22 protein-coding genes and 2 pseudogenes are annotated in these 25,281 nt (G+C 67.6%); 13 read left to right on the top strand and 11 right to left on the bottom strand.

Annotation, left to right across the window (positions count from 1 at the left end):
* The first annotated feature begins 3 nt into the window (after positions 1–3).
* The gene (locus tag VYL96_RS00325) at positions 4–1,209 is read left to right on the top strand and encodes an NAD(P)/FAD-dependent oxidoreductase (protein ID WP_131886392.1); all 1,206 of its coding nucleotides are present in this window, start codon (positions 4–6) and stop codon (positions 1,207–1,209) included.
* Positions 1,210–1,230: 21 nt separating this feature from the next.
* Here the strand turns inward: VYL96_RS00325 and VYL96_RS00330 are convergent, their stop codons facing one another.
* The 5 genes from VYL96_RS00330 to VYL96_RS00350 all read right to left on the bottom strand — a co-directional run bounded on the left by VYL96_RS00330 (position 1,231) and on the right by VYL96_RS00350 (position 6,835).
* The gene (locus VYL96_RS00330; protein WP_131886393.1) at positions 1,231–2,196 is read right to left on the bottom strand and encodes a TIGR03885 family FMN-dependent LLM class oxidoreductase; all 966 of its coding nucleotides are present in this window, start codon (positions 2,194–2,196) and stop codon (positions 1,231–1,233) included.
* Positions 2,197–2,199: 3 nt separating this feature from the next.
* The gene (locus VYL96_RS00335; protein WP_131886394.1) at positions 2,200–4,050 is read right to left on the bottom strand and encodes a glycoside hydrolase family 15 protein; all 1,851 of its coding nucleotides are present in this window, start codon (positions 4,048–4,050) and stop codon (positions 2,200–2,202) included.
* A gap of 1 nt (position 4,051) precedes the next feature.
* Complete coding sequence (locus VYL96_RS00340) at positions 4,052–4,915, bottom strand: SDR family oxidoreductase (RefSeq protein ID WP_165928534.1); 864 nt, start codon at positions 4,913–4,915, stop codon at positions 4,052–4,054.
* Positions 4,916–5,041: 126 nt separating this feature from the next.
* Positions 5,042–5,518, bottom strand: a complete 477-nt coding sequence (locus tag VYL96_RS00345; protein WP_007633167.1) for a hypothetical protein — start codon at positions 5,516–5,518, stop codon at positions 5,042–5,044.
* Positions 5,519–5,569: 51 nt separating this feature from the next.
* Positions 5,570–6,835 (bottom strand): acyl-CoA dehydrogenase family protein, encoded by a 1,266-nt coding sequence (locus VYL96_RS00350; protein WP_007633166.1) that lies wholly within the window; start codon positions 6,833–6,835, stop codon positions 5,570–5,572.
* 132 nt (positions 6,836–6,967) lie between these two features.
* On the opposite strand from VYL96_RS00350, the gene VYL96_RS00355 reads away from it, so the two are divergent.
* The 3 genes from VYL96_RS00355 (at position 6,968) to VYL96_RS00365 (ending at position 9,667) form a co-directional block, all read left to right on the top strand.
* Positions 6,968–7,912 (top strand): TIGR03620 family F420-dependent LLM class oxidoreductase, encoded by a 945-nt coding sequence (locus VYL96_RS00355; protein ID WP_007633165.1) that lies wholly within the window; start codon positions 6,968–6,970, stop codon positions 7,910–7,912.
* A 287-nt stretch (positions 7,913–8,199) separates the two neighbouring features.
* Positions 8,200–8,988, top strand: a complete 789-nt coding sequence (locus VYL96_RS00360) for a recombinase family protein (protein WP_082924043.1) — start codon at positions 8,200–8,202, stop codon at positions 8,986–8,988.
* Between the two features lie 235 nt (positions 8,989–9,223).
* Positions 9,224–9,667, top strand: coding sequence for a hypothetical protein (locus tag VYL96_RS00365; RefSeq protein ID WP_131886395.1), 444 nt, complete (start codon positions 9,224–9,226; stop codon positions 9,665–9,667).
* Between the two features lie 254 nt (positions 9,668–9,921).
* Here VYL96_RS00365 and cydB read toward each other — a convergent pair whose 3' ends face one another.
* Both cydB and VYL96_RS00375 read right to left on the bottom strand, forming a co-directional pair.
* Complete coding sequence (gene cydB / locus VYL96_RS00370) at positions 9,922–10,977, bottom strand: cytochrome d ubiquinol oxidase subunit II (protein ID WP_119192335.1); 1,056 nt, start codon at positions 10,975–10,977, stop codon at positions 9,922–9,924.
* Between the two features lie 20 nt (positions 10,978–10,997).
* Complete coding sequence (locus VYL96_RS00375) at positions 10,998–12,578, bottom strand: cytochrome ubiquinol oxidase subunit I (RefSeq protein WP_131886396.1); 1,581 nt, start codon at positions 12,576–12,578, stop codon at positions 10,998–11,000.
* A gap of 143 nt (positions 12,579–12,721) precedes the next feature.
* Between VYL96_RS00375 and VYL96_RS00380 the strand changes: the two genes are divergently transcribed.
* Together VYL96_RS00380 and VYL96_RS00385 are read left to right on the top strand one after the other, a co-directional pair.
* Entirely contained in the window at positions 12,722–13,081 is a 360-nt protein-coding gene (locus VYL96_RS00380; RefSeq protein WP_070719688.1) for a BlaI/MecI/CopY family transcriptional regulator, read from the top strand.
* A 14-nt stretch (positions 13,082–13,095) separates the two neighbouring features.
* Positions 13,096–13,929, top strand: coding sequence for a M56 family metallopeptidase (locus VYL96_RS00385; RefSeq protein WP_131886397.1), 834 nt, complete (start codon positions 13,096–13,098; stop codon positions 13,927–13,929).
* Between the two features lie 33 nt (positions 13,930–13,962).
* On the opposite strand, the gene cydC is transcribed toward VYL96_RS00385, so the two are convergent.
* On the bottom strand, positions 13,963–17,316 hold the full coding sequence (cydC, locus tag VYL96_RS00390) for a thiol reductant ABC exporter subunit CydC (protein WP_329438416.1): 3,354 nt from the start codon (positions 17,314–17,316) through the stop codon (positions 13,963–13,965).
* Positions 17,317–17,667: 351 nt separating this feature from the next.
* On the opposite strand from cydC, the gene VYL96_RS00395 reads away from it, so the two are divergent.
* The 3 genes from VYL96_RS00395 to VYL96_RS00405 all read left to right on the top strand — a co-directional run bounded on the left by VYL96_RS00395 (position 17,668) and on the right by VYL96_RS00405 (position 19,790).
* Positions 17,668–17,904, top strand: coding sequence for a hypothetical protein (locus VYL96_RS00395; RefSeq protein WP_243699787.1), 237 nt, complete (start codon positions 17,668–17,670; stop codon positions 17,902–17,904).
* A gap of 120 nt (positions 17,905–18,024) precedes the next feature.
* Positions 18,025–18,291 (top strand): SHOCT domain-containing protein, encoded by a 267-nt coding sequence (locus VYL96_RS00400; RefSeq protein WP_131886399.1) that lies wholly within the window; start codon positions 18,025–18,027, stop codon positions 18,289–18,291.
* Positions 18,288–19,790, top strand: coding sequence for a multicopper oxidase family protein (locus tag VYL96_RS00405; protein WP_131886400.1), 1,503 nt, complete (start codon positions 18,288–18,290; stop codon positions 19,788–19,790). Before VYL96_RS00400 ends, VYL96_RS00405 begins: the two co-directional genes overlap by 4 nt.
* A 330-nt stretch (positions 19,791–20,120) precedes the next feature.
* Here the strand turns inward: VYL96_RS00405 and VYL96_RS17240 are convergent.
* A pseudogene (locus VYL96_RS17240) lies at positions 20,121–20,513 on the bottom strand (Mu transposase domain-containing protein); the annotation flags it as partial.
* Entirely contained in the window at positions 20,453–20,791 is a 339-nt protein-coding gene (locus tag VYL96_RS00410; protein WP_243699788.1) for a hypothetical protein, read from the bottom strand. The pseudogene VYL96_RS17240 and the gene VYL96_RS00410, both read right to left, overlap by 61 nt.
* A 337-nt stretch (positions 20,792–21,128) precedes the next feature.
* Here VYL96_RS00410 and VYL96_RS00415 point away from each other — a divergent pair.
* Positions 21,129–22,082 (top strand): annotated as a pseudogene (locus VYL96_RS00415) (heavy metal translocating P-type ATPase); the annotation flags it as partial.
* A 173-nt stretch (positions 22,083–22,255) separates the two neighbouring features.
* The gene (locus VYL96_RS00420) at positions 22,256–22,630 is read left to right on the top strand and encodes an ArsR/SmtB family transcription factor (protein ID WP_329438420.1); all 375 of its coding nucleotides are present in this window, start codon (positions 22,256–22,258) and stop codon (positions 22,628–22,630) included.
* Here the strand turns inward: VYL96_RS00420 and VYL96_RS00425 are convergent.
* Positions 22,526–22,903 (bottom strand): hypothetical protein, encoded by a 378-nt coding sequence (locus tag VYL96_RS00425; RefSeq protein WP_329437518.1) that lies wholly within the window; start codon positions 22,901–22,903, stop codon positions 22,526–22,528. The two genes, VYL96_RS00420 and VYL96_RS00425, sit on opposite strands and share 105 nt — an antisense overlap.
* An 85-nt stretch (positions 22,904–22,988) precedes the next feature.
* Between VYL96_RS00425 and VYL96_RS00430 the strand changes: the two genes are divergently transcribed.
* Positions 22,989–24,131: an IS630 family transposase gene (locus tag VYL96_RS00430; RefSeq protein WP_329438422.1), complete on the top strand. Its 1,143-nt coding sequence runs from the start codon at positions 22,989–22,991 to the stop codon at positions 24,129–24,131.
* Positions 24,132–24,272: 141 nt separating this feature from the next.
* Complete coding sequence (locus VYL96_RS00435) at positions 24,273–25,214, top strand: cation diffusion facilitator family transporter (protein ID WP_131886517.1); 942 nt, start codon at positions 24,273–24,275, stop codon at positions 25,212–25,214.
* The last annotated feature ends 67 nt before the right edge of the window (positions 25,215–25,281 follow it).

Genomic DNA, 25,281 nt, shown 5'->3' on the forward strand with positions numbered 1-25,281 from the left:
CCGATGACAGACACGGCAACGAGCACCACGGTGAGGTTCCTCATCGTCGGCGGCGGCCTGGAGGGCCTGTCGATCGCGTGGAACCTCACCGAGCGGGGCGAGACCGACATCCTCGTGGTGGACAAGGACACGCTCTGCTCCGGCATGACCGGAAAGTCCAGCGGGATCGTGCGCTGCCACTACGGCTCGCCGACGATGGCGGCGCTGAGCTGGTACAGCATCCCGGTGTTCGAGAACGCGACCGAGCTGCTCGGTGACGACCTGGGCTTCCGCCAGTGTGGCTACGCGGTGATCGTCGGCGAGGAGAACGTGGTGCCGCTGCGGGCGAACGTGGCGATGCAGCAGAGCCTGGGGGTCGAGACCGAGCTCATCGGCCCGGACCGGATGGCCGAGTTGTGGCCGGGACTGAACGTCGACGACGTGGCGGCGGCCGCGTGGGAGCCGCGGGGCGGCCGGGGGGAGGCGTACATGACGGGGATGGCGTTCGCGGCCGCCGCCCGCCGACGTGGTGTGCGGATCCGGCAGAGCACCCGCGTGGCCTCGTTGATCCGTGGACGCGGTGACCGGGTCGTGGGCGCCGAGCTGGCCGACGGCACCCGGATCCACGCCGAGCAGGTGATCCTCGCGACCGGCGTGTGGGCGCCACAGCTCGGTGCGACCGTGGGCCTGGACATCCCGGTCCGGGCTCAGCGCGCCCAGCTGGTGATGGTGGACCAGGGCGAGCCGCTCGGGGCGGTGCCCACCCTGTCCGATCTGGTCGGCCTGCAGTACCTGTGCCGCGAGCCCAACGGGGAGATCCTCGCCGGCAATTCCGACCACCACGCGCCGGAGTACATCGACCCGGACGCCTACGCCAACCGTGCGGACACCTCCACGGTGGAGAAGGTCGTCGAGCGGCTCATGCACCGGCTCCCGGACATGCCCGACCCCTCGATCACGGGCAGCTACGTCGGGGCCTACGACACGACGCCGGACTACAACCCGATCATCGGCCCGTCGCCGATCGAGGGGTTGTTCCTCGCGGTGGGGTTCTCGGGCCACGGCTTCAAGATGGCACCCGCGGTCGGTCGGCTGGTCGCGGAGTTACTGACTGAGGGGACGACGACGATGAGCGGCGTCGACCCGTCCGACTGCCGCTACTCCCGGTTCGCGGAAGGACGCCCCACGACCAGCCTCAACCCGTACGTGGGCGCCGGCGAGATGCGCTGAGGGGCGACGGACCCGCGGGTTTCACGTGGAACCGTGGAGGGCGGGCAGGAGTTGCCGCTCGGCGAGCTCGAGGAACGGCGCCTGGTCCCGCGCGACGTGATGGAGGTAGATCCGCTCGAATCCGAGCTCCTCGAACTCGCGCAGTCGACCGATGAGGTCGTCGACGGAGTCGGTGACGATCACGGCCTCGGCGATCTTCTCGTCTGACAGGCGGCGTCCGGCGAGGTCGAGTTCCTCCGGGGTGGCCAGGTCCGCGTCGAGGGGCGAGTCGACCGCGTTGTTGCGCCACTGGTCGCGGGCGAGGTCGCGGGCCCGCTCGATAGTGTCGGCGATCGAGATGTGGACCTGCAGGGCGAGCGGCCCGCGCCCGCCGGCGGCGCGGTAGGCGCCTACGATCCCGGCCACGGTCTCGAGGTCGGCGTTGACGGTGATAAGACCGTCCGCCCAGGCGGCGGCCCGCTCGGCGGTGGCCGGGGTGAGCGCAGGCCCGAGGAGGGGTGGCGGGGTGTCGGGCAGGGAGTGGACGCGCGCCCGGTCGACCTCTACGAGTCCACGGTGGGTGACCTCCTCGCCGGCGTGCAGACGGCGGACCACGTCCACGCACTCCTCGAGCCGCGCCTGACGGATGTCCTTGGCGGGCCACGCATCGCCCGTGATGTGCTCGTTCATGTTCTGGCCGCTGCCCAGGGCCAGCCAGAAGCGCCCGGGGAACATCTGCGCCAGGGTCGCGGACGCCTGCGCGACCACCGCGGGGTGGTAGCGCTGCCCGGGCGCGCACACGGTGCCCAACTCGAGGTCGGTGGTGGCCAGCGCGGCGCCCAGCCAGGACCAGGCGAAGCCCGAATGGCCCTGTCGGACCGACCACGGCGCGAAGTGGTCGGAGCACATCGCCATGCGGAACCCCGCTCGCTCGGCCCGCTGCACGTCGGCGAGGAGTCGACCGGGCGAGATCTGTTCGTGCGAGGCGTGGAATCCGTAGTCGGCCATCGCTCAGTCCTCCTTCTGCTCGGCTCCGGGTGCGGAGCGGGCGCCGCGTGCGGCGTCGATCGCGTCCGCGGCGCGGATCAGTCCCATGTGGCTGAACGCCTGGGGGAAGTTACCCGCCTGACGTCCGGTGTCCGGGTCGTACTCCTCGGCGAACAGGCCGAGGTCGCTCGCGCGGGCCAGCACCTCGCCCATGAGCTTCTCGGCGTCGGCGAGCCGCCCGCTGCAGGCGTACTGCTCGACCAGCCAGAACGTGCACATCACGAACGGGTACTCGGTGCCGCCGACCCCGTCCATGCCGCTGGCGGTCCGGTAGCGGTTGACCAGACCGAACCCGCTGACCAGGTCCTTCTCGATCTTGGCGACCGTGCCCAGCATGCGGGGGTCGTCGAAGGCCAGATAACCCGTGTGGGGAAGCTGGAGCAGGGACGCGTCGACCTCGTCGTTGTCATAGGTCTGGGTGTAGCTGCCCAGCTCCGGATCGAACCCGTGGGCCTCGATCTCCTCGGCCAGCCGGGCGCGCAGTTCCCGCCAGCGTCCGACGTCACCGTCGAGGCCGAACTCCTCGACCGCCTTGATCCCGCGGTCGAAGGCGGCCCACATCATGACGCGGCCGTGCGTGAAGTGGTGGGTGTCGCCGCGCATCTCCCAGATGCCGTGGTCCTCGCGGTCGAAGTTCGCCTCGGCGTAGTCCAGCAGGCTCTTCTGCAGCCCCCAGGTGTACTCGTTCTCGTCCACACCCGCCGCGCGCAGCTCGTGCAGGGCGATCATCACCTCGCCCACGACGTCCGCCTGGTACTGATCGGCGGCCCCGTTGCCGATGCGCACCGGGCGCGAGTCCTCGTACCCGGACAGGTGGCCGAGCTCCTCTTCGCGCAGTTGCCGTTCGCCCGAGAGCCCGTACATGATCCGGACGTCCTGGGCGTCACCGGCGACCGCGCGCAGGAGCCAGTCGCGCCACAGGGTCGCGCCCCGGGTGAGCCCGTGCGCCACCACGACCTCGATGGTGAACGCGGCGTCGCGCAGCCAGGTGTAGCGGTAGTCCCAGTTGCGGCCGCCGCCGAACTCCTCCGGAAGCGACGTGGTGGGGGCGGCCACGATGCCGCCGGTGTCGAGGTTCGTCAGTGCGCGCAACACCAGCAGGGACTGGACGACCTCCTCCCGGTAGGGGCCGTCCACTGACAGCTGGTCGGCCCACTCGCGCCACATGCCGACCGTCGCGTCGAGGGCCTGCTCGGTGTCCGGCGGGGCGGGCGGGTCCTGGTGCGAGGGGAACCACGTCAGGTCCCATGCGGCGATCTCGCCGGCGGTCAGGGCGAATCTGCCCTCCAGTCGAGTGGCCCGTTGTCCGCCGGTGGCGGTGCCGACCTCGGCGTCCGGGCACGTCAGCATCGGGCCGCTCACGAGGATGGCGTCCGGGCCGGCCAGGGCGAGCAGCGCCCGCTCGCCGCCGTCGAGCGTGACCTCCCGGGTCCACGGCGTCGCGCGGGCGTAGTCGAATCGCAGCCGCAGGTCGTGCTCCACCTCGATCTCACCCTCGAGGCACTCGACGCGGCGGACGAGGTCACCCTGATCGGTGCTGCGCGGCAGGAAGTCGGTCACCCGGGCGATGCCGCGCGGACCGCGCCACGTCGTCTCCACGACGAAGGTCAGCGGCAGGTAGCGCCGCTCGATCACCTCGCCGTCGACGGCCGATAGCCGCCACCGGCCGTCGTCGGGCCCGCCGAGCAGCGCGGTGAACATGGCCGGGGAGTCGAACCGGGGCAGGCAGAGCCAGTCGATGCTGCCGTCGCACGAGACGAGCGCGCCGGTCCGGAGGTCGGACAGAAGGGCGTACTCCTCGAGGGGGGTCGACATGTCAGAAGATGGGCTTGCCGCCCGTCACCCCCAGTACCGTCCCGGAGACGAAGCTGGCGTCGGAGGGTGACGCGAGGAAGACGTACGCGCCTGCGCACTCGCCGGGCTGACCGGCGCGGCCCAGCGGTGTGTCGCCGCCGAACTCCTCGAGTTTCTCCGGGTCCTGGGTCGCCGGCTGTAGGGGCGTCCAGATGGGCCCGGGAGCGACGGCGTTGACGCGGATCCCGCGTTCGCCCAGCTCATTGGCCAGGTTGACGGTGAGGTTGTTGAGCGCGGCCTTGGTCGCCGCGTAGTCCACCAGCGGCGGCGCCGGCTGGTAGGCCTGGATGGACGTCGTGTTGATGATCGACGACCCGCGGCCGAGGAACTGCAGCGCCTCCTGGCTGGCCCAGATGGTCGCGTAGAGGTTGGTCTTCATCACCCGGTCGAGATTCTCCGAGTCGATGGTCTCCAGCCCGTCGCCGCGGGCGTGCTGGTAGGCGGCGTTGTTGACGAGGACGTCGAGTCCACCCAGCTGTTCGGCGGCGTCACGCACGACCTTCCGGCACTGCGCCTCGTCCTGCAGGTCCGCCGGCAGCAGGACCGCGCGGCGTCCGGCCTTCTCGATCCACTCGGCGGTCTCCTCGGCGTCCGGCTGCTCGACGGGCAGGTAGGAGATCGCCACGTCGGCACCCTCGCGGGCGAAGGCGATCGCGGCGGCCCGCCCGATCCCCGAGTCCCCGCCGGTGATGAGCGTCTTGAGACCCTCGAGTCGGCCGGACCCGCGATAGCTGTGCTCGCCGTGGTCGGGCCGTGGGTCCATCCGGGACGTCAGCCCGGGCGGCTCCTGCTCCTGGGCGGGGAACCCGCCGGAGTCGTTGACCATCTGCTGCGCATTGTCTGCGATGTCGCTCGTGGTACCCATGCCCCGAACGTAACGAAGTCCGCGCGGCCTGCACACCGGTCGAACCGCCAGGGCGGTCGGTGCGGGCGGCCGGCTCCCGCGGCGCGTCTAGTTCTGCTTGAGTACGCCGGTGCACTTCACGCGCAGTTCCTCCAACTCGCGGGCGTGCCGCTCGGCCCGGTCGAAGAGGTTCTGCAGCGTCGGCGTCGGCAGGCGTGGGTCCTCGATCTCCAGCAGTGCCCGGAAGCCCATCTTTTTGCCGGTCACCGCCAGGGTGAGCGCCTCGAGTTCGACCAGGTCGCTGAGCGGCGACCGGTCGGCGATGCGGCGGTTGGGCTTGAGTTGGCCGAGCTTCTCGGATGTCTTGGCGGGCAGGTCCTTGAGGAGCGACGGCGACGTTCCCGCCAGCGTCATGAGCTCCTCGAGGGCCTTGAGATCCTCGACGGTCTCGTCGCCGATCCGGCTCACGACCTCTCGGACGTGGGGGTCGTTGTGGTCCTCGGCGACGCGCCGGAACAGGTCGATCCCGGCGGCGGCACCGGCGTGGTGGTCCTGCATGTAGGTGTGCAACATCTCGGTGGCCATGATATGACGGTACGAGTCCGGACGCGCACGGCAACCGGAACGACACGGCTCTCAGCGCGCGAGCAGCCCCTTGGCTATATGCGTCACCTGGATCTCGTTGCTGCCGGCGTAGATCATGAGCGACTTGGCATCACGCGCGAGTTGCTCGACCCGGTACTCGGCCATGTAGCCGTTGCCGCCGAACAACTGCACGGCCTCCATGGCGACCTCGGTGGCGGCCTCGGAGGAGTACAGCTTCATCGCCGACGCCTCGGCGAGCGACAGCGGCTTGCCGGCGCGGGCGCGTTCGATGGAGGTGAAGACCATGTTCTGCACGTTCATCCGCGCGACCTCCATCTTCGCCAGCTTGAGCTGGATGAGCTGGAACCGGCCGATCTCCTGGCCCCACAGCGTCCGCTCCCGCGAGTACTCGATGCACAGCCGGCGGCACTCCTCGATGATCCCGAGCGCCATGGTCGCCACCCCGATCCGCTCGGCGGTGAAGCTCGACCGCGCGGACTCCTTCCCGTCGCCGCCGCGACCGGTCTCGGACCCGCCGAGCAGGCGGTCCCGGCCGAGGCGCACGTCGTCGAAGAACAGCTCGCCGGTGGGAGAGCTGTGCAGGCCCATTTTCTTGAACGGCGGGCCCTGGGTGAGCCCGTCCATGCCCTTGTCGAGGACGAACGTGAGGACCTTGCGGTCGCGCGGGCCCACCGCCGGATCGCCCTCGTCGAGCTTGGCGTAGACGATCATCACGTCGGCGTACGGGCCGTTGGTGATGAACGTCTTGCGGCCGTTGAGGATGTAGTCGTCGCCGTCGCGCCGCACGTAGGTGCGCATCCCGCCGAAGGCGTCCGAGCCCGAGTCCGGCTCGGTGATGGCCCAGGACGCCACCTTCTCCATGGTCATGATCCCCGGCAGCCAGCGCTCCTTCTGCACGAGCGTGCCGCGGGACGCGATCGTGGTGGCGCCCAACCCGAGGCTCACGCCGAGCGCCGAGACGAGCCCCATGCAGGCCCCGGCCAGTTCGCTGATCACCACCGCCATCATGGAATCGCGGCCACTGAGGGCGTCGCCGGAGCCGCCCTCCTCGTCGTCGTCGTCCTTCCCACTGTCTCCACGCGGCGCGTCACCGGACGCCCGCGCCTTCGCGAGCATCTTCTCCACGCTGTCGCGCGACATGGTGTCGATCCCGAACTCGGCGAAGAGCTTCCGGATGATCGGGTACGGCGTGATCTCACCGCTCTCCAGGGCGTCCAGGTTGGGACGGATCTCCTTGGCGATGAAGCCGCGCACGGCGTCGCGGATCATCAGGTCGGTCTCGGACCACTCGAACATCGGCGTCTCATCTCCTCGGTCTCGGGCGCGCCGCGCGTGCGCTGCAACACGTTGCAGCTCAGTGTGTCGTGGAACGGTCTCGGGGATGCGGGTTTGCGGCGAACGGCCACGCGCGTCGGGCACACTCGTGCCATGACTTCTCTCCGGGACAGCGCATCCCACCCCGCGGGCCGCGAGCGGCTCGGGCGGGTCGGCCTGTGGACCGGTTCGCTCGAGGGCGTCCCGGTGGCACAGATCCCGGACGTGCTCGGTGAGGTCGAGGACCAGGGCTGGGGCTCGCTGTGGTTCGGCGAGGCCGTCGGCCGGGAAGCGTTCACCGCCGCGCAGCTGTACCTGGGCGCCACGCGCCGGATGGCGATCGGCACCGGCATCGCCAACATCTACGGCCGCGACGCCTCGGCGGCGGGGGCGGCCGCCCGGACGATCAAGGCCATGCACCCGGGCCGGTTCGTCCTGGGCCTCGGCGTCTCGCACGCGCCGCTGGTCGAGCGCCACCGTGGTCACCACTACGGGCGGCCGCTGTCGGCGATGCGTGAGTACCTCGACGCGCTCGACCGGACTCAACCCATGGCGGCGGGCGAGGACACGATGCCGCCGGTCGTGCTCGCCGCGCTCGGCCCCAGGATGCTCGAGTTGTCGCGCGATCGCACCGCCGGCGCCCACCCGTACCTGACGCTGCCCGAGCACACCGCGCGGGCGCGCGAGATCCTCGGCGGGACCGCCGACGACGGGCCGGCCCTGGTCGTGGAGCACGCCGCGGTGGTGGCCGAGGGGGTCGACGACGACAACGAGGTGTGGCGGTCGCGGGCCCACGATCACCTCAACGTCTATACGGGCCTGCCGAACTATCGGAACTCGTGGACCCGGCAGGGGTTCGACGAGTCGGACTACGTGCGCGGGGGCAGCGATCGGCTCAAGCACGCGATGGTCACCCGCGGGGTCGAGGCGACGCGGGCGCGGGTGCAGGAGCACCTGGACGCAGGGGCCTCGACCGTGCTGGTGCAGGTGCTCGGCGAGAACGTGCTGACGCCGCCGGTCGAGGACTGGCGGATCGCGGCCGAGGGGCTGCTCGGCTGACGCCTGGCCCGACAGGTTTTGCCGACTGGAGACGCGTCGGTTGCCAGACGTTGCGGCTGTTACCCGATCACGAACCTGCGAGCTGGCAGGAACTCACCGCTGGCGACGCTCGTAGATCTCCCTAGTGCTACTCAGCAGCAGCGGGATTTGTTCGAGTACACCCGTGCAGGACGATATGCCGCCGACCATTGCTGCTGTGTCACAGGGTCCAGTTCGACATTTATGAAACACCTTCCCATCGGGTCTAATATCTACTGATACAGATTCCGGGCGAAAGGGTCTCTTCGATGGCCGATCGGATCGGGACGCTCTTGAACCGTTCGGGTGACGGTGGCGAGGAGGTGCTCATCGTCAGCCGCGGGAAAGAGCGGACTCGGTTCCGGCGCCGGGACGAGTTGGGCTGGAGCTTTCGGGTGGAGTCGACGGACTCGGAGAACATCATCGAGCAGAACCCGAAACGAAAGCCAAAGCCGGATCCGAAGCCGGCTCGCCGGGCCTCGCGTCCTCGTGGGCAGCGAGTGGCGTACGTGCGGGTGTCGGCGGCCGATCAGAACGAGGCGCGTCAGCTCGAAGCGGTGGGGGAGTGCGACCGGGTCTACGTCGAGAAACAGTCCGCTCGCTCGCGTGCCGATCGCGTGAAGCTAGAAGAGTGCATCAGGTATCTCCGGGACGGTGACGAGCTGGTTGTTGCGTCGATGGACCGGCTCGCCCGTTCTCTGGTTGATCTCAAGCAGATCGTCGGCGAGATCACCGCCAAGGGCGCCAGTGTGGAGTTCGTCCACGAGCGGGCCACCTACGCCGCCGGCGCCCAGGATCCTCGAGCAGACCTGATGCTCTCGCTGCTCGGTGCGTTCGCCGAGTTCGAGCGGGCCATCATCCGTGAACGCCAGGCCGAGGGCATCGCCATCGCCAAGGCGAAGGGCAAGTACAAGGGACGCAAACGCGTCCTGACTGACGAGCAGATCGACAAGGCCCGCGCCCGCATCGAGGCAGGGGAGGGGCCATCAGCGATCGCCCGCGATCTGGAAGTCGGACGGTCAACGTTGTACCGCGCCCTCCAACGACATACGACGTAGACGAGGAAGGGGAAGCGACATGGATGGGTGGTCGCCAGTGTGCGGCAAGGGCCGCATCGCAGCGTTGCTCGAGACCGGGACCGTGGGTGCTGTCCGAGATCTCTTTCCCTACGGGGTGCGGATCCTGTGTCCGATCACGCTCCATACGGGCCGCGACGTGGCCGGGTGGAGCTCATGGCATGAGGTCGCTGAGCGTGTAGGTGCGCAGTATCCGCCCCGCCGTGGATTGACATCGATGATCGACAGCGCCAACACCCCGGAGGTGGCGATAGGTGTGGATCGCCTGGTCGGGTGTAGCGCTGGCCCTGCCATCGAGATCGCGCAGCGCTACTGCAGCACCGCGTCTGTCCTGCAGTGGAAAGCCGCGATCTGGACAGTGAACGGCGATCCAATCGGAACATCCGACGCCGCACGCACTATCACAATCGTCGATGACGGCGACTATGGCAGCTCCTACGACTACCAGCTGGTATCAGCTTCCACGGCGGCTCTCATGGACCCGTTCCTCCACCCCGAACCATCCTTCTTGTGGTCCGACGACGAGACACTGTTCCTCGAGATTCAACCCGAGACAGGATGGATCGAGGTCTACTCGACTAGGCCGGATCTGGTCGAGGAGGTGCGAAGCGACACCCAGTGGGAAGTAGTCCCGCTGACCCGCGACCTCCCGCAGTCGTAGCAATAGCGCCTCCCGCGAATCTTGCTCGCGGTAGGCACTGCAGCACGACACCGGACCGCCAGCCAGTACTGGCAGAAACCCGCCACCGAGCGCCGGGAGCTGATGCACGGTTAGGTGACAGGGTTAGTCACGCGGTCTGAAGGGCCTCGTCGGTCATGATGGTCTCGAATTCAATGGGGGCCAGTCTGCCGAGGCGGTCCTGCCGTCTACGACGGACCCGGCCATCAGGTTGGTCGCAGTCGGCTGATGGGTGGTTACACCTGGCGCCCGGCGTCTTCGGCCCGCAGAATCGCCGGCAGAACCACGTGTGGCTCGGGGATCATCCCGGGTGTGACGCGGTGCCGGAATACCCAGTAGCTCCATGCCTGGTAACAGAGGATCACGGGCAGCGCCACGACCGTGATGGCGGTCAACACGCCGAGGGTATACGTACTGTGCGCCGCGGACTGCACCGTGATGTCGAAGGCACTGTCGATTGTGGACGGCAGCAGAACCGGGAACATGGCCAGGAAGATCGCGGCCAGCCCGAACAGGCCGGTGCCGGCATAGCCGGTAAACGCGAGCCCTTCCCGGCCCGCGCGTGCCTGAGCCCATCCGACGCCACCGGAGACCACGGCGAGAAGGGCGACCGTCCACCCCGCCGGTCCGGCACCGTGCTCGAATTGCACCATCGCAATCCAGACGAGCAGCGGCAGCAGGCAGAGGGGAGCCCACCGGACGGCGAAACCGGATGCGCGCCGCCGCACTGGGCCGTCGGCCTTGAGCGCCAGGAACGTGGCGGAGTGGGCCAGGGCAAATCCCACCACGGCGAGGCCACCGACGAGGGCGGGCCACGAGAGCCAGGCAAAGGGACCGCCGACGCGGTCGCCGTTGCCGTCGATAGGCAGTCCGATCGAGGTGAGCGCGAGCAGCGCGCCGATGAAGAACGCGACGGCCGCGGAACCGAGGCCGATCATGTACGTCCAGAACGTCGCCCAGACCCTTGTGCCGACCTTGCCCCGGTACTCGATACCGACGGCCCGCACGATGAGTCCGAGCAACGCGAGGGTCAGCGGCACGTAGAGGGCGGACAGTAGCGCGGCGTACCAGGGCGAGAACGCGGCGAAGAGGGCAGCGACGGCGGTGATGAGCCACACCTCGTTGCCGTCCCAGACGGGGCCGATGGTGTTGAGCATGACGCGGCGGTCGCGTTCGCTGCGGGTCGAGAAGATCATGTGCATGCCCACGCCCAGATCGAATCCCTCGAGCAGGAGGTACCCGGTCCACAGGAGGGCGATGGCGACAAACCAGATGATTGCAAGGGGTTCCATGGTTGTTCCTCGTCTCGTGGTCAGTAGGCAAACGACAGCACGTCGTCGTGCTCGCCGTCCGGGTCGTCGACGTCGTCGTCGTCCTGACCAACGAGTTCGGGCATTGCACTGGCGACTCCACCGCGCGTATACCGCACCAGCAGGTACACCTCGACGACCAGCAGAACCCCGTAGACGGAGCCCAGGGAGATGAGGGAGAACAGCAGCTCCCCGGCGGTCACACCGGGAGATACGGCTGCCTGGGTGTACATGTACACGGAGTCGGCGCCGGTCACGGCGGGGTTCGGGGCCACGACGAACGGCTGTCGGCCCATCTCGGTGAAGATCCATCCGGCGATGTTTGCGGCGAACGGGGCGAGGATTCCGGCGAGCGCGAGTCGCATGAGCCCGCGGGAGGCGGGGACGGTGCCGCGCCGGGTGAGCCACAGGGCAACCGCTCCGGCGGCGGCGACTATCCCGCCGAGGCCGATCATGAGGCGAAAGCCCCAGTAGGTCACCCACATGACGGGGACGTACTCGATCTGCGCGCCCGCCCGGTCGCCGTACAGGGCGTCGTCCGGAATCGTCTCGCCGTAACGGTCCACGTACTCGGGTTCGAGGTCGCGAATACCCGGCATGTCGACGCCCCACTCCCCGGTGGCGAGGAAGCCGAGAACGCCGGGGACCTCGATGAGAGTGGTGACGTCGCGGCAGTCCGTGGATCCCGGGTTGCCCAGCGAGAGCACCGAGAAGGAGGAGCCGGAGTGGCAGGCGGCCTCGGCGGCAGCCATCTTCATGGGCTGCTGCTCGTACATGAGTTTGCCCTGGATGTCGCCGGTGACGACTGTGCCGAGGAACCCCACCATGGCGACTATCGCGCCGAATCGCAGGGACCAGATCCAGACGCCGTGGTCGGTGCGGTCGCGTCCTGGTATGTCCTGGGCCTGCCCCACGATCACGTGCCCGCGCTCGTCGACGGTGTCGATCCCGTCATGCCGGCGGCGCCACAGGTGGTACCAGGCGATCCCGAGCAGGAACATCCCTCCCACCACGAGCGCACCAAAGACGGCGTGGGTGAACGCTGCCAGTGCGGTGTTGTTGGTGAGCACGGCCCACACGTCAGTCATGACCGGCCGGCCGTCCTCGCCGAGCTCAACGCCCACGGGGTGCTGCATCCACGAGTTGGCGACGATGATGAAGTACGCCGAGACCCAGGATCCGATCACCGCGCACCACAGGGCCGCGAGGTGCACGCCCTTGCGCAGCCTGCCCCAGCCGAAGATCCAGATACCGAGGAAGGTCGATTCGAGGAAGAAGGCGAGCAGACCCTCGAGCGCGAGCGGGGCACCGAACACGTCCCCGACGAACCGGGAGTACTCGCTCCAGGCCATTCCGAACTGGAACTCCTGGACCAGGCCCGTGGCCACGCCGAGGATGAAGTTGATGAGGTAGAGCTTTCCCCAGAATTTGGTCATCCGGAGAAATTTCTCCTGGCCGCTGCGCACCCAGGCGGTGTGCATCACGGCAACCATCGCCCCGAGTCCGATAGTGAGCGGGACCATGAGGAAGTGGTAGACGGTCGTGATGCCGAACTGCCAGCGTGCGATCTCGACAACGTCCATAGGACGCCAACCCCTTTCACCGGATCGGGTGTCGTGTTCACCCGCCATCGGCATTCTACATAGCGTAGAAATATTTCTACCGAGAGTCGAATTTCTTTCGCCACTGATAGAATCCGGCTACACAGCAGGAGGAGAGGATCACCGTGGCGACCCTGGGCGAGTTGGAGCGTGCCGTTATGGACGTAATCTGGGACCACAGTGGGCCGGTGACGGCGTACGACGTCAAGGGCGTGCTCGACAGCTCCCGGGAGCGCCCACCCGCCGTGACCACCCTGCTCACGGTCTTGAGCCGCCTTGCACGCAAAGGTCTGGTCGTCTCGGATCGCACCGCGCGCCCCCACCGCTACCGCGCTGTGGCCTCGCGGGAGGAGTACACCGCGGAACTCATGCACGAAGTCCTTGGAGACTCCCGGGACCGGCACGCGGTACTTGCACGGTTCGTCGGCGGGGTCTCCAACGATGAGGCGGCGGCGTTACGCACGCTACTGAAGGGAAACGGCTGATCCCCCAGTCGGCGATGTCCACCGGCGCCGTGGGGCTCCTGTTGGCCGGGGTCGCCCTGGCCCTGGCCTGGCCGGTGCCGGTTCTGTTGGCTCGCGCGCGCTGGCCGATGCACGCCCCGGCCCGCGCGCTCCTTCTCTGGCAGGCCATCGGCCTGGCCGGCGGGGTCTCGATGATCGGGGCACTCGCGCTGATCGGCCGCGCGGTCGCGCCGGAGCATCCCCTGGCCGCAGTCGTCCCCGCAATCCTGCTGGGCTGCTACCTTCTCGCTCACCTCGGTGCGACCGTCGTCCAGGTCACGCGGCAACGGCGCCGACATCTGACGCTGCTCCAACTACTCACAGCGCCCCACCCGACCCGCGCGCGAACGCGCGTGATCGACGAGGCCGCACCAGTGGCATATTGCATCCCCCGTGGCGCCGGTTCCGTCACGGTGCTCTCCCAGGGACTTCTCGACAACCTGGATCCCGACGAGCTCGAGGCCGTGATCGCCCACGAACGCGCGCACGTGGAGCAGCGGCACGACATCCTGCAGCTGGCATTCCGGGCCTGGCGGTCCGCACTACCGGGACTTCCCACCGCGGTCCTCGCGGAGACGGAGGTCGCCGCGATGGTGGAGATGTTGGCCGACGACCAAGCTCGCCGCGAAGTACGCGACGAAGTGGTGGCCCGCGCGATCCTGCGGGTCGGTGCCGCCGACGGTAGCGGTGAGACCGACAGCGTCGGCGACGACGACCGCAGCGGGAGCAGCAGGAACGAGCGCGGCTGCGGCCACCAGGCCTCCTGCCGCGGCGGCCGCATGAGCGATCGACTCCGCCGTCTCGGTGCCCCGGCCCCCGGCCATGAGTGAACGATGCGGATCTGACGGCTCGCTCCGGCTCGTTCAGCTGAGTCGGACCACCTGGTCCTCGGGCCGCCGGTCGTTGTGGCGGTGTGAAACCAGGATCACCACCTTGTCGTGGGCGGCGGTACGGAGATCTTCCATCATGGCGTCGGCTGTCGGCGCGTCTAGGTGCGCAGTCGGCTCGTCGAGCAGGAGAACGTCGGCGCGCGTGAGCAGTGCCCGTGCCACCGCCAATCGTTGACGCTCCCCTCCCGATAGGGCCCGACCGCCGGCCCCGACCCGGGTGTCCAGACCGTCCGGGAGCGCGTCGAGCAGAACGGTCAAACCGACCCGCTCGAGAACCCGCCGCAGTGCGGCGTCATCGGGGGCCTGCGCGGCCGGCCTGGATAGGAGGAGATTGCCGCGCAGGGTGGAGTCGAAGACATAGGCGTCCTGCGGGCACCAGGCCACACGGGATCGCCATTCCTTTTCGGCGAACGTCGTGATCGGAGAGGTCTCGGCCCAGATCGTGCCGCCACTGAGGGGCAGTGCCCCCATCACGGCGGACAGGAGTGTGGACTTACCCGATCCGGACGGCCCGTCGAGGAACAACCAGCACCCCGTGCGCGCAACAGCATCCACACCCGCCACGGCCGGTCGCGCAGTGTGCGGATACCGAGCAGTAACCTTCTCCAGCGTCACCGAATTCACGGGCCCGTTCGGCGCACCAACGCCCCACGTGGCCTGCGGGAAGGGGCCCAGTACGGAGCCGAGGCTCTGCAGCAGTGATCGCACGGACGGCACACGGTGCACTGCCGAGACCCACGCGGCGAGAGACTCACCCAGCGCCAGGCACAGTAGAGCAATCACACTGGCTCGTTCCGCGTCCACCGCCGGATCGGACACTGCCACGAGCACCGCTAGGAGGCCCGTGCCTGCTGTCACCGCCGCCGTTCCGAGCCCGGCGCCGCGGGTCGCGCGCCGTTCGGCGGCGGCCTGCTTCCGGTTTATCTCGTCGAGTTGGTCGACCGCCGCCGCTGCCACCCCGTTACCGCGCAGGTCCGCAGCCGCTGCACTCAATGACGCCGATCCCCGCACCAGACGAGACCGACCCGCGACCCTGGCTACGTCACCCCCACGTTCGACCGTTGCCACCAGGCCCGCTCCGAGTGCCATGGTCGTGACCAAGCCCGCCCCCACCAGCACGGTGAACTCAGGAGTGACCAACCAGGTGGTGAGCGTGGCCCCCAGCAGTACGGCCACTCCGGAGATCAGGGGCGTAACGACCCGGGGGAGTTGATCCCGCAGTTCATCGGCCTGGGTCACGAGGTAGTCCAGCGGCGCCCCACCCTCGAGCAGCCGCCGGGACCCGGTACCTCGTGCTGCGATCGCCCGCCAGAGCCGCAGTCGGAGATCGTCGATGGTCCGGAAGGCGGCGTGGTGGGTGAGCAACTGCTCAGCGTATGTGGCCACCGAGCGTCCGATCCCAAACGCTCGAACTCCGACGATCGCCACCAGGAGATACATGATGTACTCCTCGACGCTCGATCGGACGATCAACCATCCCGAAAGCGCCGTGAGAGCCAAGCCCAGCGAGGTGGCGAGCACCGAGAGTCCTACCGCCCCCGCCCAGAGCCCGCCGTGGGCACCAATCAGCGCACCGAGTGACAGACGCTGGGCGCCGCCTGTCTCGTCCGACACCTGCTCGTCCGCCCCCGCGCAGACTCCCTGTTCTGGTCCCCGCCCGTAACGACCCTGATCGGCATTCCCGTCCACAGCGGGGACCGGGGAGGCGCCGAGATCACCGTCCCGAGCGGCCTCGGTGAGCGCGGATGCGTCATCGTCTGCGCGGCCGGCCTGCCCAGAGATCCGAATAGTGCTCGTGGCGAGATCAAGTGTCATCGGTTCGTGGCTCGCCAGCACGATCGTGGCACGCTCGGCCCGGCGCACGATCGCGTTCCTGACCAGCTCAGCGGCATGGTGGTCAAGGTGGGCAGTCGGCTCGTCGAGCACCAGCAGGCGGGCGCCGGCGTCCACGCGGGCCAGTGCGCGCGCCACAGACAGGCGTCGGAGTTCCCCCGGGCTGAGTTCGGCGGCAGCCGACTCGGCGACCCGGGATAGTCCGACCTCGGCCAGAGCGGCCGCGGGATCCGCGCCATACAACGCGAGTTCCGCCCGTGGGGTGGCACCGAATACTCGCGGCGACTGGGGTGACCACCCCACGAGGTCAGCCTCGATTCCAGTGACTCGACCATGCACTATCGCATCGACCGGCAGCGCCCCGACCAGCGCCGAGAGGAACGTGGACTTACCGGCTCCACTGGCCCCGGTCACGGCGACAATGCCGCTCAGCTCTGCGTCGAGACCAGTCAATGCCGCGGCCCCGCGACCGGAATAGCGAACCTCGAGCCCTGCGACGCGGACCGTGGCCCCGTGGGCTTCTCGCAGGTCAGTCCCGGGTGCTACCTCGAGATGTTCGCGCACTCGGTGCAGAGCCGCGAGGCCATCCTGTGACGCATGGAATGCCACCCCGACCCGGCGAAACACGGTAAAGCACTCTGGCGCGAGCAGCAGCGCGAGCAGTGCGGGCTGTAGGTCCATCGACCCGCCAAGCAAGCGGAGACCCAAGAAGACCGCTACTACCGCCACAGAGATCGTCGCGATGAGCTCAAGTGCCAGGGCGGACAGGAACGCCCACCTCAGCGTCTCCTGCGTGCGGCGCCCGTAAATCCGCTGGATGGTGTCCAGCGAGTCCGTCTGCTCCTCGACGCGGCCGAGCCCGACCAGCACTGGCAGTCCGCGGGCCAGTTCGGCCAGATGGTCAGACAGCCTGGCCAGAGCACGCAACGCCGCATCTGTGCGTTGACCGGTGTGGCGGCCGATCAGGACCATGAACAGTGGCACCAGCGGGATCGTCACTACAATCGCCAGTGCACTGACCCAGTCGGCGGCGAGGATGCGTACCAGCAGTAGCGGGGGCACCACGATCGCCGCGACTATGGCCGGCACGGATTGCAGGTAGTACTCGTCCAGATCGTCTAAGCCATCCGTGGCGAGCACCGCGGTCCCGCCCCGGGGATCGTGCGCTTGCACCATGTGGCGCCACAGCCGACCCCGCAGGTTCTGCTTGACGGCGATGGCGACCCTGCGTGCACTCGTCTCGGTCGCCCATTCGGCAGCGGCCCGCAGCAGCACACCACTCATACCGAGTACCAGGATCGCCCGCACCGACCCGGTCGAGAGGGTGCCGACCGCCAGTCCCGCGATCCCTCGCGCGACAGCCTCCGCCACCAGCACCAGGCCCAGTGCCCGCAGGGCTGCCAACAGCCCCAGCGCCACGAGGGAGGATCTCGGTGCGGGCCCGAGGTCCGGGCGCGTGGAAATCCGCTGCACAGTCCGCTCGGCCTCGAGCATCCAGGGATCGATCCCCTGGGCGGGCCGCGTGGTCGACCTGCGCATCACCATCCACACACGTCCTCACAGGGGGTTCACCGCAATTGATCATCGACTCCGCCGTGTAATTCTACATTCCGTAGAAGTACGCGCTGGGACCAGGTCGGCGAACATCGGGTCATCGATGGCATCGACGCCAAGGCCGAGCAGTGGATCCTAAAGGGAGACCCTCCATCCGCTGTACTTATATACCCTGGGGGGTACATTGCGGGGTGGCAGAACTGCCACAGCTGCTACGAAAGGCTTCCAACATGAGCACTCACCATGCAACCGTCAGCAGGGAAGTACGTGTCCGCCTACAGGGAGATTGGCATGGCCGCTAGCACAGTAGACATCCGTGAGATCGACGGCCGGCCGGTGGTGGACACCCGGCCTGGCGACGATCGTGTGCTCCGATTGATGCGGCGCGCCTCCGAGTTGGGGGCGACCGAGGTCGGCGGACCCGTCGACCTCAACGGACCGCGCAACGGCTTTTTCTCCGACGACGTTCACCACGATCACATCCATCTCGGTATCACCCCCGGCGACCCGCTGGCGCACCTGCGGTAGAACGCACGTGCCTGCAGGCGTGGCACGAAATCACAGGTGACGTGATCCGGTGAAGTCCATAGCGGTGCAACCGTTATGGTAGGGCTGCTCGGTGATGCCTGCGAGACAAGGAGCACGCTCATGATGAACGGTGACGGTATGGGCGGTATGGGACTGATGTGCGTCTTCGGGTTGCTGGTGCTCGTGGGGGTGATCGTAGGTGTGGTCGTGTTGGTGAAGATCTTCTCCGGCAGGTCCCCGAACACGGGCGGGTCCGGCACCAATCCTGGGATTGGCGCGGGAGCTAGCCGGGGGCGGGAGATCCTGGATGAGCGCTACGCCCGCGGTGAAATGAGCACCGAGGAGTACCGCGAACGGCTGTGGGCTCTGGAAAGGGACGGCCGGTGAGCCAACTGACCCGCCGCCAACTGCTGGTACTGGGCGCGGCCGCAGCCGGTGCCACCATCGTGGGCGGGACGGGGCTGTGGTGGACCACCACCGGCGGCCCCGGATACATCGAAGGCGAGGATCTGATCGAACCGCAGGTGCTGGCCAGCCGTGACCGCGTGCTGGAACTGGAGTTGACCGCCGCCCCGACACGGGTCCGGGTCGGCGGCCGAGAAGCCTCCGTGCAAACCTTCAACGGATCTCTGCCTGGACCGACCCTGCGGGTGGCCCCGGGCGACACGATCCGGGTGGCATTGACCAACGAGCTTCAGGTCCCGACGAACCTGCACGTGCACGGACTGCACGTCTCCCCGGAAGGCAACGGCGACAACCCGTTCCTGAGCATCGCCCCCGGTGAGTCGTTCGACTACGAGATCTCCCTGTCTGCCGACCACCCCCCGGGCACCTACTGGTACCACCCGCACCGCCACGGCTATGTGGCCGACCAGGTCGCCGCCGGACTCTACGGAGCCATCATTGTGGAAGACCGCGAACCGGTCTCGGTCACCCGGGAGCGGGTCATGGTGGTCTCGGACCTGACCCTGGACGCCTCCGGCAACCTCGCTGAGGTCAACCAGATGCAGCAGATGATGGGCCGGGAAGGCGAGGTGGTCCTCGTCAACGGGCAGGTCCGCCCGCAGATCACCGCCGCGCCAGGGGAGCGAGAGCGGTGGCGGATCGTCAATGCCTGCTCCTCCCGGTACCTCCGGCTGCAGCTAGATGGCCAACAGGTCCGGATGTTCAGCCGCGACCTCGGCCGCCTACCAGTGCCCAAGGAGATCACCGAAGTGGTGCTCGCCCCCGGCAACCGCGTCGAACTTCTTGTGGAGACCACCGAGGGCTCCTCAGCACTGGTGACTGCACCGGTGAGCCGCGGCGGCATGGACGCCATGATGGGCGAGGGCATGATGGGGGGCGACAACGAGCCCAGCAACGACGAGCCGATCGAGCTGCTCGACCTGACCGTATCCGGGGACCTCGCCCAACGGCTGGCACCTGTGCGAGAAGGGTCGGCTCTGCGAGATTTGCGGGGGGAGCCGATCAGCGCTCGACGTACCCTGGAATTCGCCATGGGCATGGCCGGTGGCATGGGAGGTGACGGTGCCATGATGGGCGGTGAGGAGGATGCCACCATGATGTCCTTCGCCATCAACGGGCAGGAGTTCAACCCCGACCGGGTCGACACCCCGGTGACGGCCGGGACGGTGGAGGAATGGACCCTGGTCAACTCTAGTCCCATGGACCACCCCGTCCACTTGCACGTGTGGCCGATGCAGGTCATCAAGGACGGGGACCGCGACCTCTCCGAACCGAGATGGCAGGACGTCGTGAACGTCCCGCCTTTCAGGGAGGTGAAGGTACTCATCGCTTTCGAGGACTTCCCCGGGAAGACCGTCTACCACTGCCACATCCTCGACCACGAGGACCAGGGCATGATGGGCACCGTCGAAGCCCGCTAACCGCGGCGTCCCAGTGATCAGCGACGCCCGGCGTGAGATCTCGGAGACCAGCTGTCCGCAGGCGCGCTCGAGGAGTTGCTTGTTGTCGCCCCGTGCCAGGGCGAGGATGTTCTGGCACGAGCGGTAGCCCTGGGCTTCGATGCGCTGACGATCGAGGAGGTCGCTGATCGCGGCGACGGTGTTCGGGCCGATCTTGTGGGCTTGGCGCACGAAGTAGGCCGGCGACCACAGGTCCGCGGACTGCAGGTGCTGGGCGGGTACATGCTCGGGATCGGTGATGTAGCCGTGCCGGCGCCCGGAGACGGTGTGCGAGGCGATGACCTCGCCGTCGCACATGACCGTCAGCGTGTGGCCGGTGATCTTCACACCGACGTGCTGGCTGGCGAAGATGTGGGGCACCGAGTACTTCACCGTGGCGATCTCCACGTGGTAGTCCCGTTTGGCCTTGGACTTCTTCCAGATCACCGGCTGCCAGCGGGCCTCGGGCAAGGCGATCAGTTCCGGTTTCTCGTGCTCGGCGAACAGCTCCCGGCGGCTGGTCTTCTGGCCGCGGAACGGGATCCGGTAGTTGATCGCCTCGACCTCGACGGCGATCGCTTCGTTCAGGTCGTCCAGGCTGGCGAAGCGCCGGTCGGCCAGACGGCCGATCACCCAGTTCGTCACTACTTCCACCCCGGCCCCGACGTTTCCCTTGTCCGTCGGGCGCACCGGCCGAGTGGGCACCGCGGCAGTCGGTGGTACTCGAGGAAGTCTCGGTACTCACTGTTGACCTCGCGGGCCCGGTCACCGCGGGTGATCTGATTCGACGCCGTGGAGGCATTGTCGGGGATGACCACCTGGGCGGCGCCGAAGTACTCGAAGACCTGTAGGTGGGCATCGAGCCAGTTCCGAATTTTCTCGTCCAGGCAGCCGCAGGCGAAGACCATCCCCGAGTACGGCAGTGAGGCCACGAACACTGACACCTTGGTCTTGGTGCCGGTGACGGGGTCGAAGATCGCCATCTGCGTGCCCGCCCGCTGGCCGCGGATCTGGGAGTCGCTCGGGGGTCGTTGAAGACCTGGGTGCACCTGGCGCGGAAGAGGGCCGCACTGGCGCAGTCCGGGGCCAAGGAGAGCACGGAGCCCTCCCAGACGCCGCAGGAGCAGCTCGCCAGGGTGCAGGCCGAGAACGAGCAGGTCCGGGCCCGCGATCAGGTTCTGGTCGCGGAGAACGACAAGCTCGCCGAGAAGCGCGACATCCTGCGCAAGGCCACGAAGTATTTCGCGGCAGAGACGAACTGGACGCGGCGGCAGCGAGAGGGCGGTCTGGCTCCTCGTGGGCGTGGAGCAGCTCGCGACGACCGTAGAGGACGCCGATACTGTCGGGTTTCCTGCTCTACATGGTGCACGGGGTGAGGTCCTCGGCTGGGCAGCCGCTCTCGAGATCCACAGCACCCATCCGCTGGCCGCGGCGATCACCGCCACAGCATCCGAGGTATACGCCGCATTGGAGGTCACCGAGTCCGCTGGCGCTGGAATCGCCGGCCTCATTGATGGCGTCCGCACCGCCGTCGGCAGCCCACGCTGGCTCAACCCGGGCCCTTTCTCAGAGCGCATTTACGCGATGGAGAGTCGCGGCATCACGGTGGTGATCGTCCACCGTGATAACGACCCGGTCGGAGCCATTGGGGTGCGCGACGAGCTGCGTCCGGAGGCCGGCGAGGTCATGGCATCGCTGGCCTTGCAGGGCATGGGCGTCACGATGCTCACCGGTGACAACACCCGTACCGCGGAGGCCCTGGCCACCGAGGCAGGGATCACCGACGTGCGTTCCCAACTGCGTCCGCAGGACAAAGCGCACGCCGTCGCCGAGTTGCGTGACCGTGGCCGCGGGCCGGTGGCGATGATCGGCGATGGTGTCAACGACGCTCCCGCGCTGGCCTCTGCGGACATCGGAATCGCTATGGGGGCCACAGGCTCCGACGCGGCGATCGAGTCAGCCGATGTCGCGTTCACCGGCGACGACCTGCGACTGATTCCGCGGGCCATAGACCACGCCCGCCATGGCCGTCGCGTCATCTCTCAGAACATCATTCTGTCCTTGGCGATCATCATCGTCCTGCTCCCGCTCGCGATCACCGGAATTCTCGGGCTCGCGGCAGTCGTTCTGGTCCACGAAGTCGCTGAAGTCGTCGTCATACTCAACGGTCTGCGTGCCGCACGGGCCAGGCAGCACGGGCGTCCCCCGAGTAGAAGAGCTGTCGAACAAAAAGAACGTCAGCAGGTGTACCCGCCGACGCCACTACCGCGCTGACGTTACGTCAAGGGCCTCGCACCGCATCTCCGGGAAGCGGCGGCACACATCGGCCACAACCTCGGGGTCCGGCGGGGTAGCCCTGCGCCGCGCCGCGAGACATCAACTGAGCGGTCCGACTGGGGCAGCAACAGACCACCCAACGTATCGTCATATGGTGCTAATATCGCTATATGCCGATTGTTGCGAGTGGGTCTAGTTCGGTGGTCTTCGAGGGACGAGGCGCCTATGCCGCGTTGTTCCATGCTTTAGCGGAGCCGACTCGACTGGCGTTGTTGGAGCATTTGGGCAGTGGTGAGCATCGGGTTCGGGATCTGGTCGATCACATGCATCTGGCGCAGTCGACGGTGAGCAAGCACCTGTCGTGCCTGCGAGACTGCGGGCTGGTCACGACGCGCATCGAAGGACGCTCCTCCTGGTTCTCATTGGCTCAGCCGGCCCGATTAGTGGGCATCTCCGTTAGTTCGTCGGGGGTCGGTGAGCCAGGCGGTGGGGTCGCCGAGATAGAGGCCGCAGGCGGTGTCGAGGGCTTCTGCGGGAGTGCCTGAGGGCCATCCGTTTGGCAGGGCGGCTTGCTGGTAGTCGTCGTGGCTGGCGCGGTAGATCGCAAAACCCCACTGGCTGGCTGACCCGGCGTAGCGCAGCCGGCAGAGCTTGACTTCGTCCCCGTCGGTCAAGGTGGCATCGATGTAGGCGAATCCGGCCCGGTAACGGGTGTGCAGGGCCTGGATCTGGGGCCACCGTTCGGCAGCGCGGGCCAGCAACTTCTGTCGCAATGAGGTCTGGGTCGACTCGGGGATCTTGGCCATGATCTCCATCATCGCCTCCACCAGTTTTCGCCCTCGGCTTTCGGGGTGTTCCGGCGTGGCGGCTCGGCGGGCGCCGCTGGATGGGTCAGAAATGGATATGCCTCCCACCAGCGCCGATATCGTCGTCCTCACCGCCAAGGAACGCGACGCGTTGACCCGCCGCGCGCACGCTGCCCGCTGTGCTCACCGTGACGTACTGCGAGCCCGGATCGTCCTCGCCGCCGCCGACGGTGACGCCAACGCTGCGATCGCTCGTGAGGTCGGGGTATGTCAGGACACGGTGCGCCAGTGGCGGCATCGCTTCTGTCTCGAGCGCCTTGAGGGGCTCAAAGATCGGCCCCGCTCGGGACGACCGCGAGTGTTCACCCCCGTCGAGGTCGCCCAGGTCAAAGCGCTGGCGTGTACGCGTCCGGCTGACCACGGTCTGCCGCTGACCCGATGGTCGGCCGCCGAGTTGAGAGCCCACGCCGTGGCCACAGGGCTGGTGCGCCCCGTGGCGCCGTCGACGATCGGGCGCTGGCTGGCCGCAGATGCGATCAAGCCGTGGCAGCACCGATCGTGGATCTTCCCCCGCGACCCGGACTTCGCCGCCAAGGCCGCCCGGGTGCTGGACCTGTACCACCGCCGATGGAACGGCGTTGCTCTCGGCGACGATGAGTACGTCATCAGTGCGGACGAAAAATCACAGCTCCAAGCCCTCAAACGCCGTCACGCCGAGACTCCCTCCGGGCCCGGTCAGCCGCGGCGCGTGGAGTTCGAGTACCGCCGCGGTGGGACGTTGGCCTACTTCGCCGCCTACGACGTCCACCAGGCCCGCGTGATGGGGATGACCGCACCCAAGACAGGGATCGCCCCGTTCACCGAACTGGTCGAGCAGGTGATGACCCAAGAGCCATACGCATCCGCGAAGCGAGTGTTCTGGGTCGTCGACAACGGCTCATCCCACGCAGGTCAGGCCTCGAAAGACCGGATGCGTCATGCGTTTCCCAACGCGGTCCTGGTGCACCTTCCGGTGCACGCCTCGTGGCTCAACCAGGTCGAAATCTACTTCTCGATCCTGCAGCGCAAAGCCATCGCCACCGGCGACTTCGCAGACCTCGACGATCTCGCCGCACGCATCCTCGCGTTCCAGGATCGCTACAACCGAAGCGCCGAACCGTTCGGCTGGAAGTACACCCGCGACGACCTCAACCGCCACCTCGACCGCCTCAACAACGACGGCACCCTCCGCGCAGCATGACCCCCGACGAACTAACGGAGATGCCCATTAGCAGAGCTCGTGGAGGTCGCAGGCGCGCTGATGAGCGCCTCCGGGGTGTCGCCGTCTCTGCGTGATCACCAGGACCATCACGAACTGAACCTCGGGCAGGAGTGAATTGAGATGGGGAAGAATCATGGCCACGACCATGGAAATGTGTCGCAGCAAGCTGATCGCGGGACGCGCCGTCGGCTGCTGATCGCGTTCAGCATCACCGCGATCATCGTTTTAGCGCAAGCGGTGGGCAGCGTGGTCACTGGCAGTCTCGCGTTGCTGACCGATACTGCCCATGCGTTGGCAGATGCGTCGGGTCTATTGGTTGCAGTCATTGCCGCAACGATGATGATGCGTCCACCCAACAGTAAGCGGACCTGGGGGTTCGCCAGGATCGAGGTCATCGCAGCACTGGGACAGGCTGTGCTGCTGATCGTTGTCGGTAGCTATGCCGCGATCGAAGGTGTCCGCAGACTATTTGAGCCGGCGGATGTGCCTGGCACGGAGTTGCTGGTGTTCGGCATGATCGGCCTGGTCGCCAATATCGCCGCCATGATGGTGCTGGCCTCCAGGCGAGGAGCCAACTTCAATATGCGTGCGGCATTTCTGGAGGTACTCAACGACGCTCTGGGGTCGGTCGGGGTGATCGTCGCCGCGATCGTCATCAACACCACCGGCTTCCAGCGCGCCGACACCATCGCCGCACTGTTTATTGCCGCGTTGATCATCCCCCGCGCGTTCTCGCTTCTCCGGCAGACGGTTCGAGTGCTGATGGAATACGCGCCCACCGGACTCGATCTCGATGAGGTTCGAGATCACATTCTGGAGTTGGATCATGTTCGGGACGTGCATGACTTGCACGCATCCATGATCGGCACTGGCCTGCCTGTCATCTCCGCGCACGTGGTGGTCGAAGATCAGTGCTTCGAATCCGGTCACGCTCCGCAAATCTTGGAAAAGATCCTCACCTGCGTCAAGGAGCATTTCCCCGTCTCCTTCGACCATGCCACCATCCAACTGGAGACCGCCGCCGTGCGAGCCCGGGAATCCCCCGCAGTCCAACATGCCTGACAGACAGGCGATAAGCCTGAAATGGACAGACCACATCTCGGACGGACGCGTGGTGCGGTGCGTGTTT

Source organism: Dietzia maris (assembly GCF_036287335.1).
Taxonomy (GTDB): Bacteria; Actinomycetota; Actinomycetes; order Mycobacteriales; family Mycobacteriaceae; genus Dietzia; species Dietzia cinnamea.

Coding starts and splice junctions, on each gene's coding strand:
- VYL96_RS00375 (WP_131886396.1), bottom strand. CDS start 12,578: ATGGACGTTGTCGAGATCGCACGCTGGCAGTTCGGCATCACGACCGTC.
- VYL96_RS00425 (WP_329437518.1), bottom strand. CDS start 22,903: ATGATGGAGATCATGGCCAAGATCCCCGAGTCGACCCAGACCTCATTG.
- VYL96_RS00395 (WP_243699787.1), top strand. CDS start 17,668: ATGGCCGCTAGCACAGTAGACATCCGTGAGATCGACGGCCGGCCGGTG.
- VYL96_RS00325 (WP_131886392.1), top strand. CDS start 4: ATGACAGACACGGCAACGAGCACCACGGTGAGGTTCCTCATCGTCGGC.
- VYL96_RS00430 (WP_329438422.1), top strand. CDS start 22,989: ATGCCTCCCACCAGCGCCGATATCGTCGTCCTCACCGCCAAGGAACGC.
- VYL96_RS00435 (WP_131886517.1), top strand. CDS start 24,273: ATGGGGAAGAATCATGGCCACGACCATGGAAATGTGTCGCAGCAAGCT.
- VYL96_RS00350 (WP_007633166.1), bottom strand. CDS start 6,835: ATGTTCGAGTGGTCCGAGACCGACCTGATGATCCGCGACGCCGTGCGC.
- VYL96_RS00385 (WP_131886397.1), top strand. CDS start 13,096: ATGTCCACCGGCGCCGTGGGGCTCCTGTTGGCCGGGGTCGCCCTGGCC.
- cydC (WP_329438416.1), bottom strand. CDS start 17,316: ATGCTCGAGGCCGAGCGGACTGTGCAGCGGATTTCCACGCGCCCGGAC.
- VYL96_RS00365 (WP_131886395.1), top strand. CDS start 9,224: ATGATCGACAGCGCCAACACCCCGGAGGTGGCGATAGGTGTGGATCGC.
- VYL96_RS00330 (WP_131886393.1), bottom strand. CDS start 2,196: ATGGCCGACTACGGATTCCACGCCTCGCACGAACAGATCTCGCCCGGT.
- VYL96_RS00360 (WP_082924043.1), top strand. CDS start 8,200: ATGGCCGATCGGATCGGGACGCTCTTGAACCGTTCGGGTGACGGTGGC.
- VYL96_RS00410 (WP_243699788.1), bottom strand. CDS start 20,791: ATGGCGATCTTCGACCCCGTCACCGGCACCAAGACCAAGGTGTCAGTG.
- VYL96_RS00340 (WP_165928534.1), bottom strand. CDS start 4,915: ATGGTCAACGACTCCGGCGGGTTCCCCGCCCAGGAGCAGGAGCCGCCC.
- VYL96_RS00355 (WP_007633165.1), top strand. CDS start 6,968: ATGACTTCTCTCCGGGACAGCGCATCCCACCCCGCGGGCCGCGAGCGG.
- VYL96_RS00420 (WP_329438420.1), top strand. CDS start 22,256: ATGCCGATTGTTGCGAGTGGGTCTAGTTCGGTGGTCTTCGAGGGACGA.
- cydB (WP_119192335.1), bottom strand. CDS start 10,977: ATGGAACCCCTTGCAATCATCTGGTTTGTCGCCATCGCCCTCCTGTGG.
- VYL96_RS00345 (WP_007633167.1), bottom strand. CDS start 5,518: ATGGCCACCGAGATGTTGCACACCTACATGCAGGACCACCACGCCGGT.
- VYL96_RS00400 (WP_131886399.1), top strand. CDS start 18,025: ATGATGAACGGTGACGGTATGGGCGGTATGGGACTGATGTGCGTCTTC.
- VYL96_RS00335 (WP_131886394.1), bottom strand. CDS start 4,050: ATGTCGACCCCCCTCGAGGAGTACGCCCTTCTGTCCGACCTCCGGACC.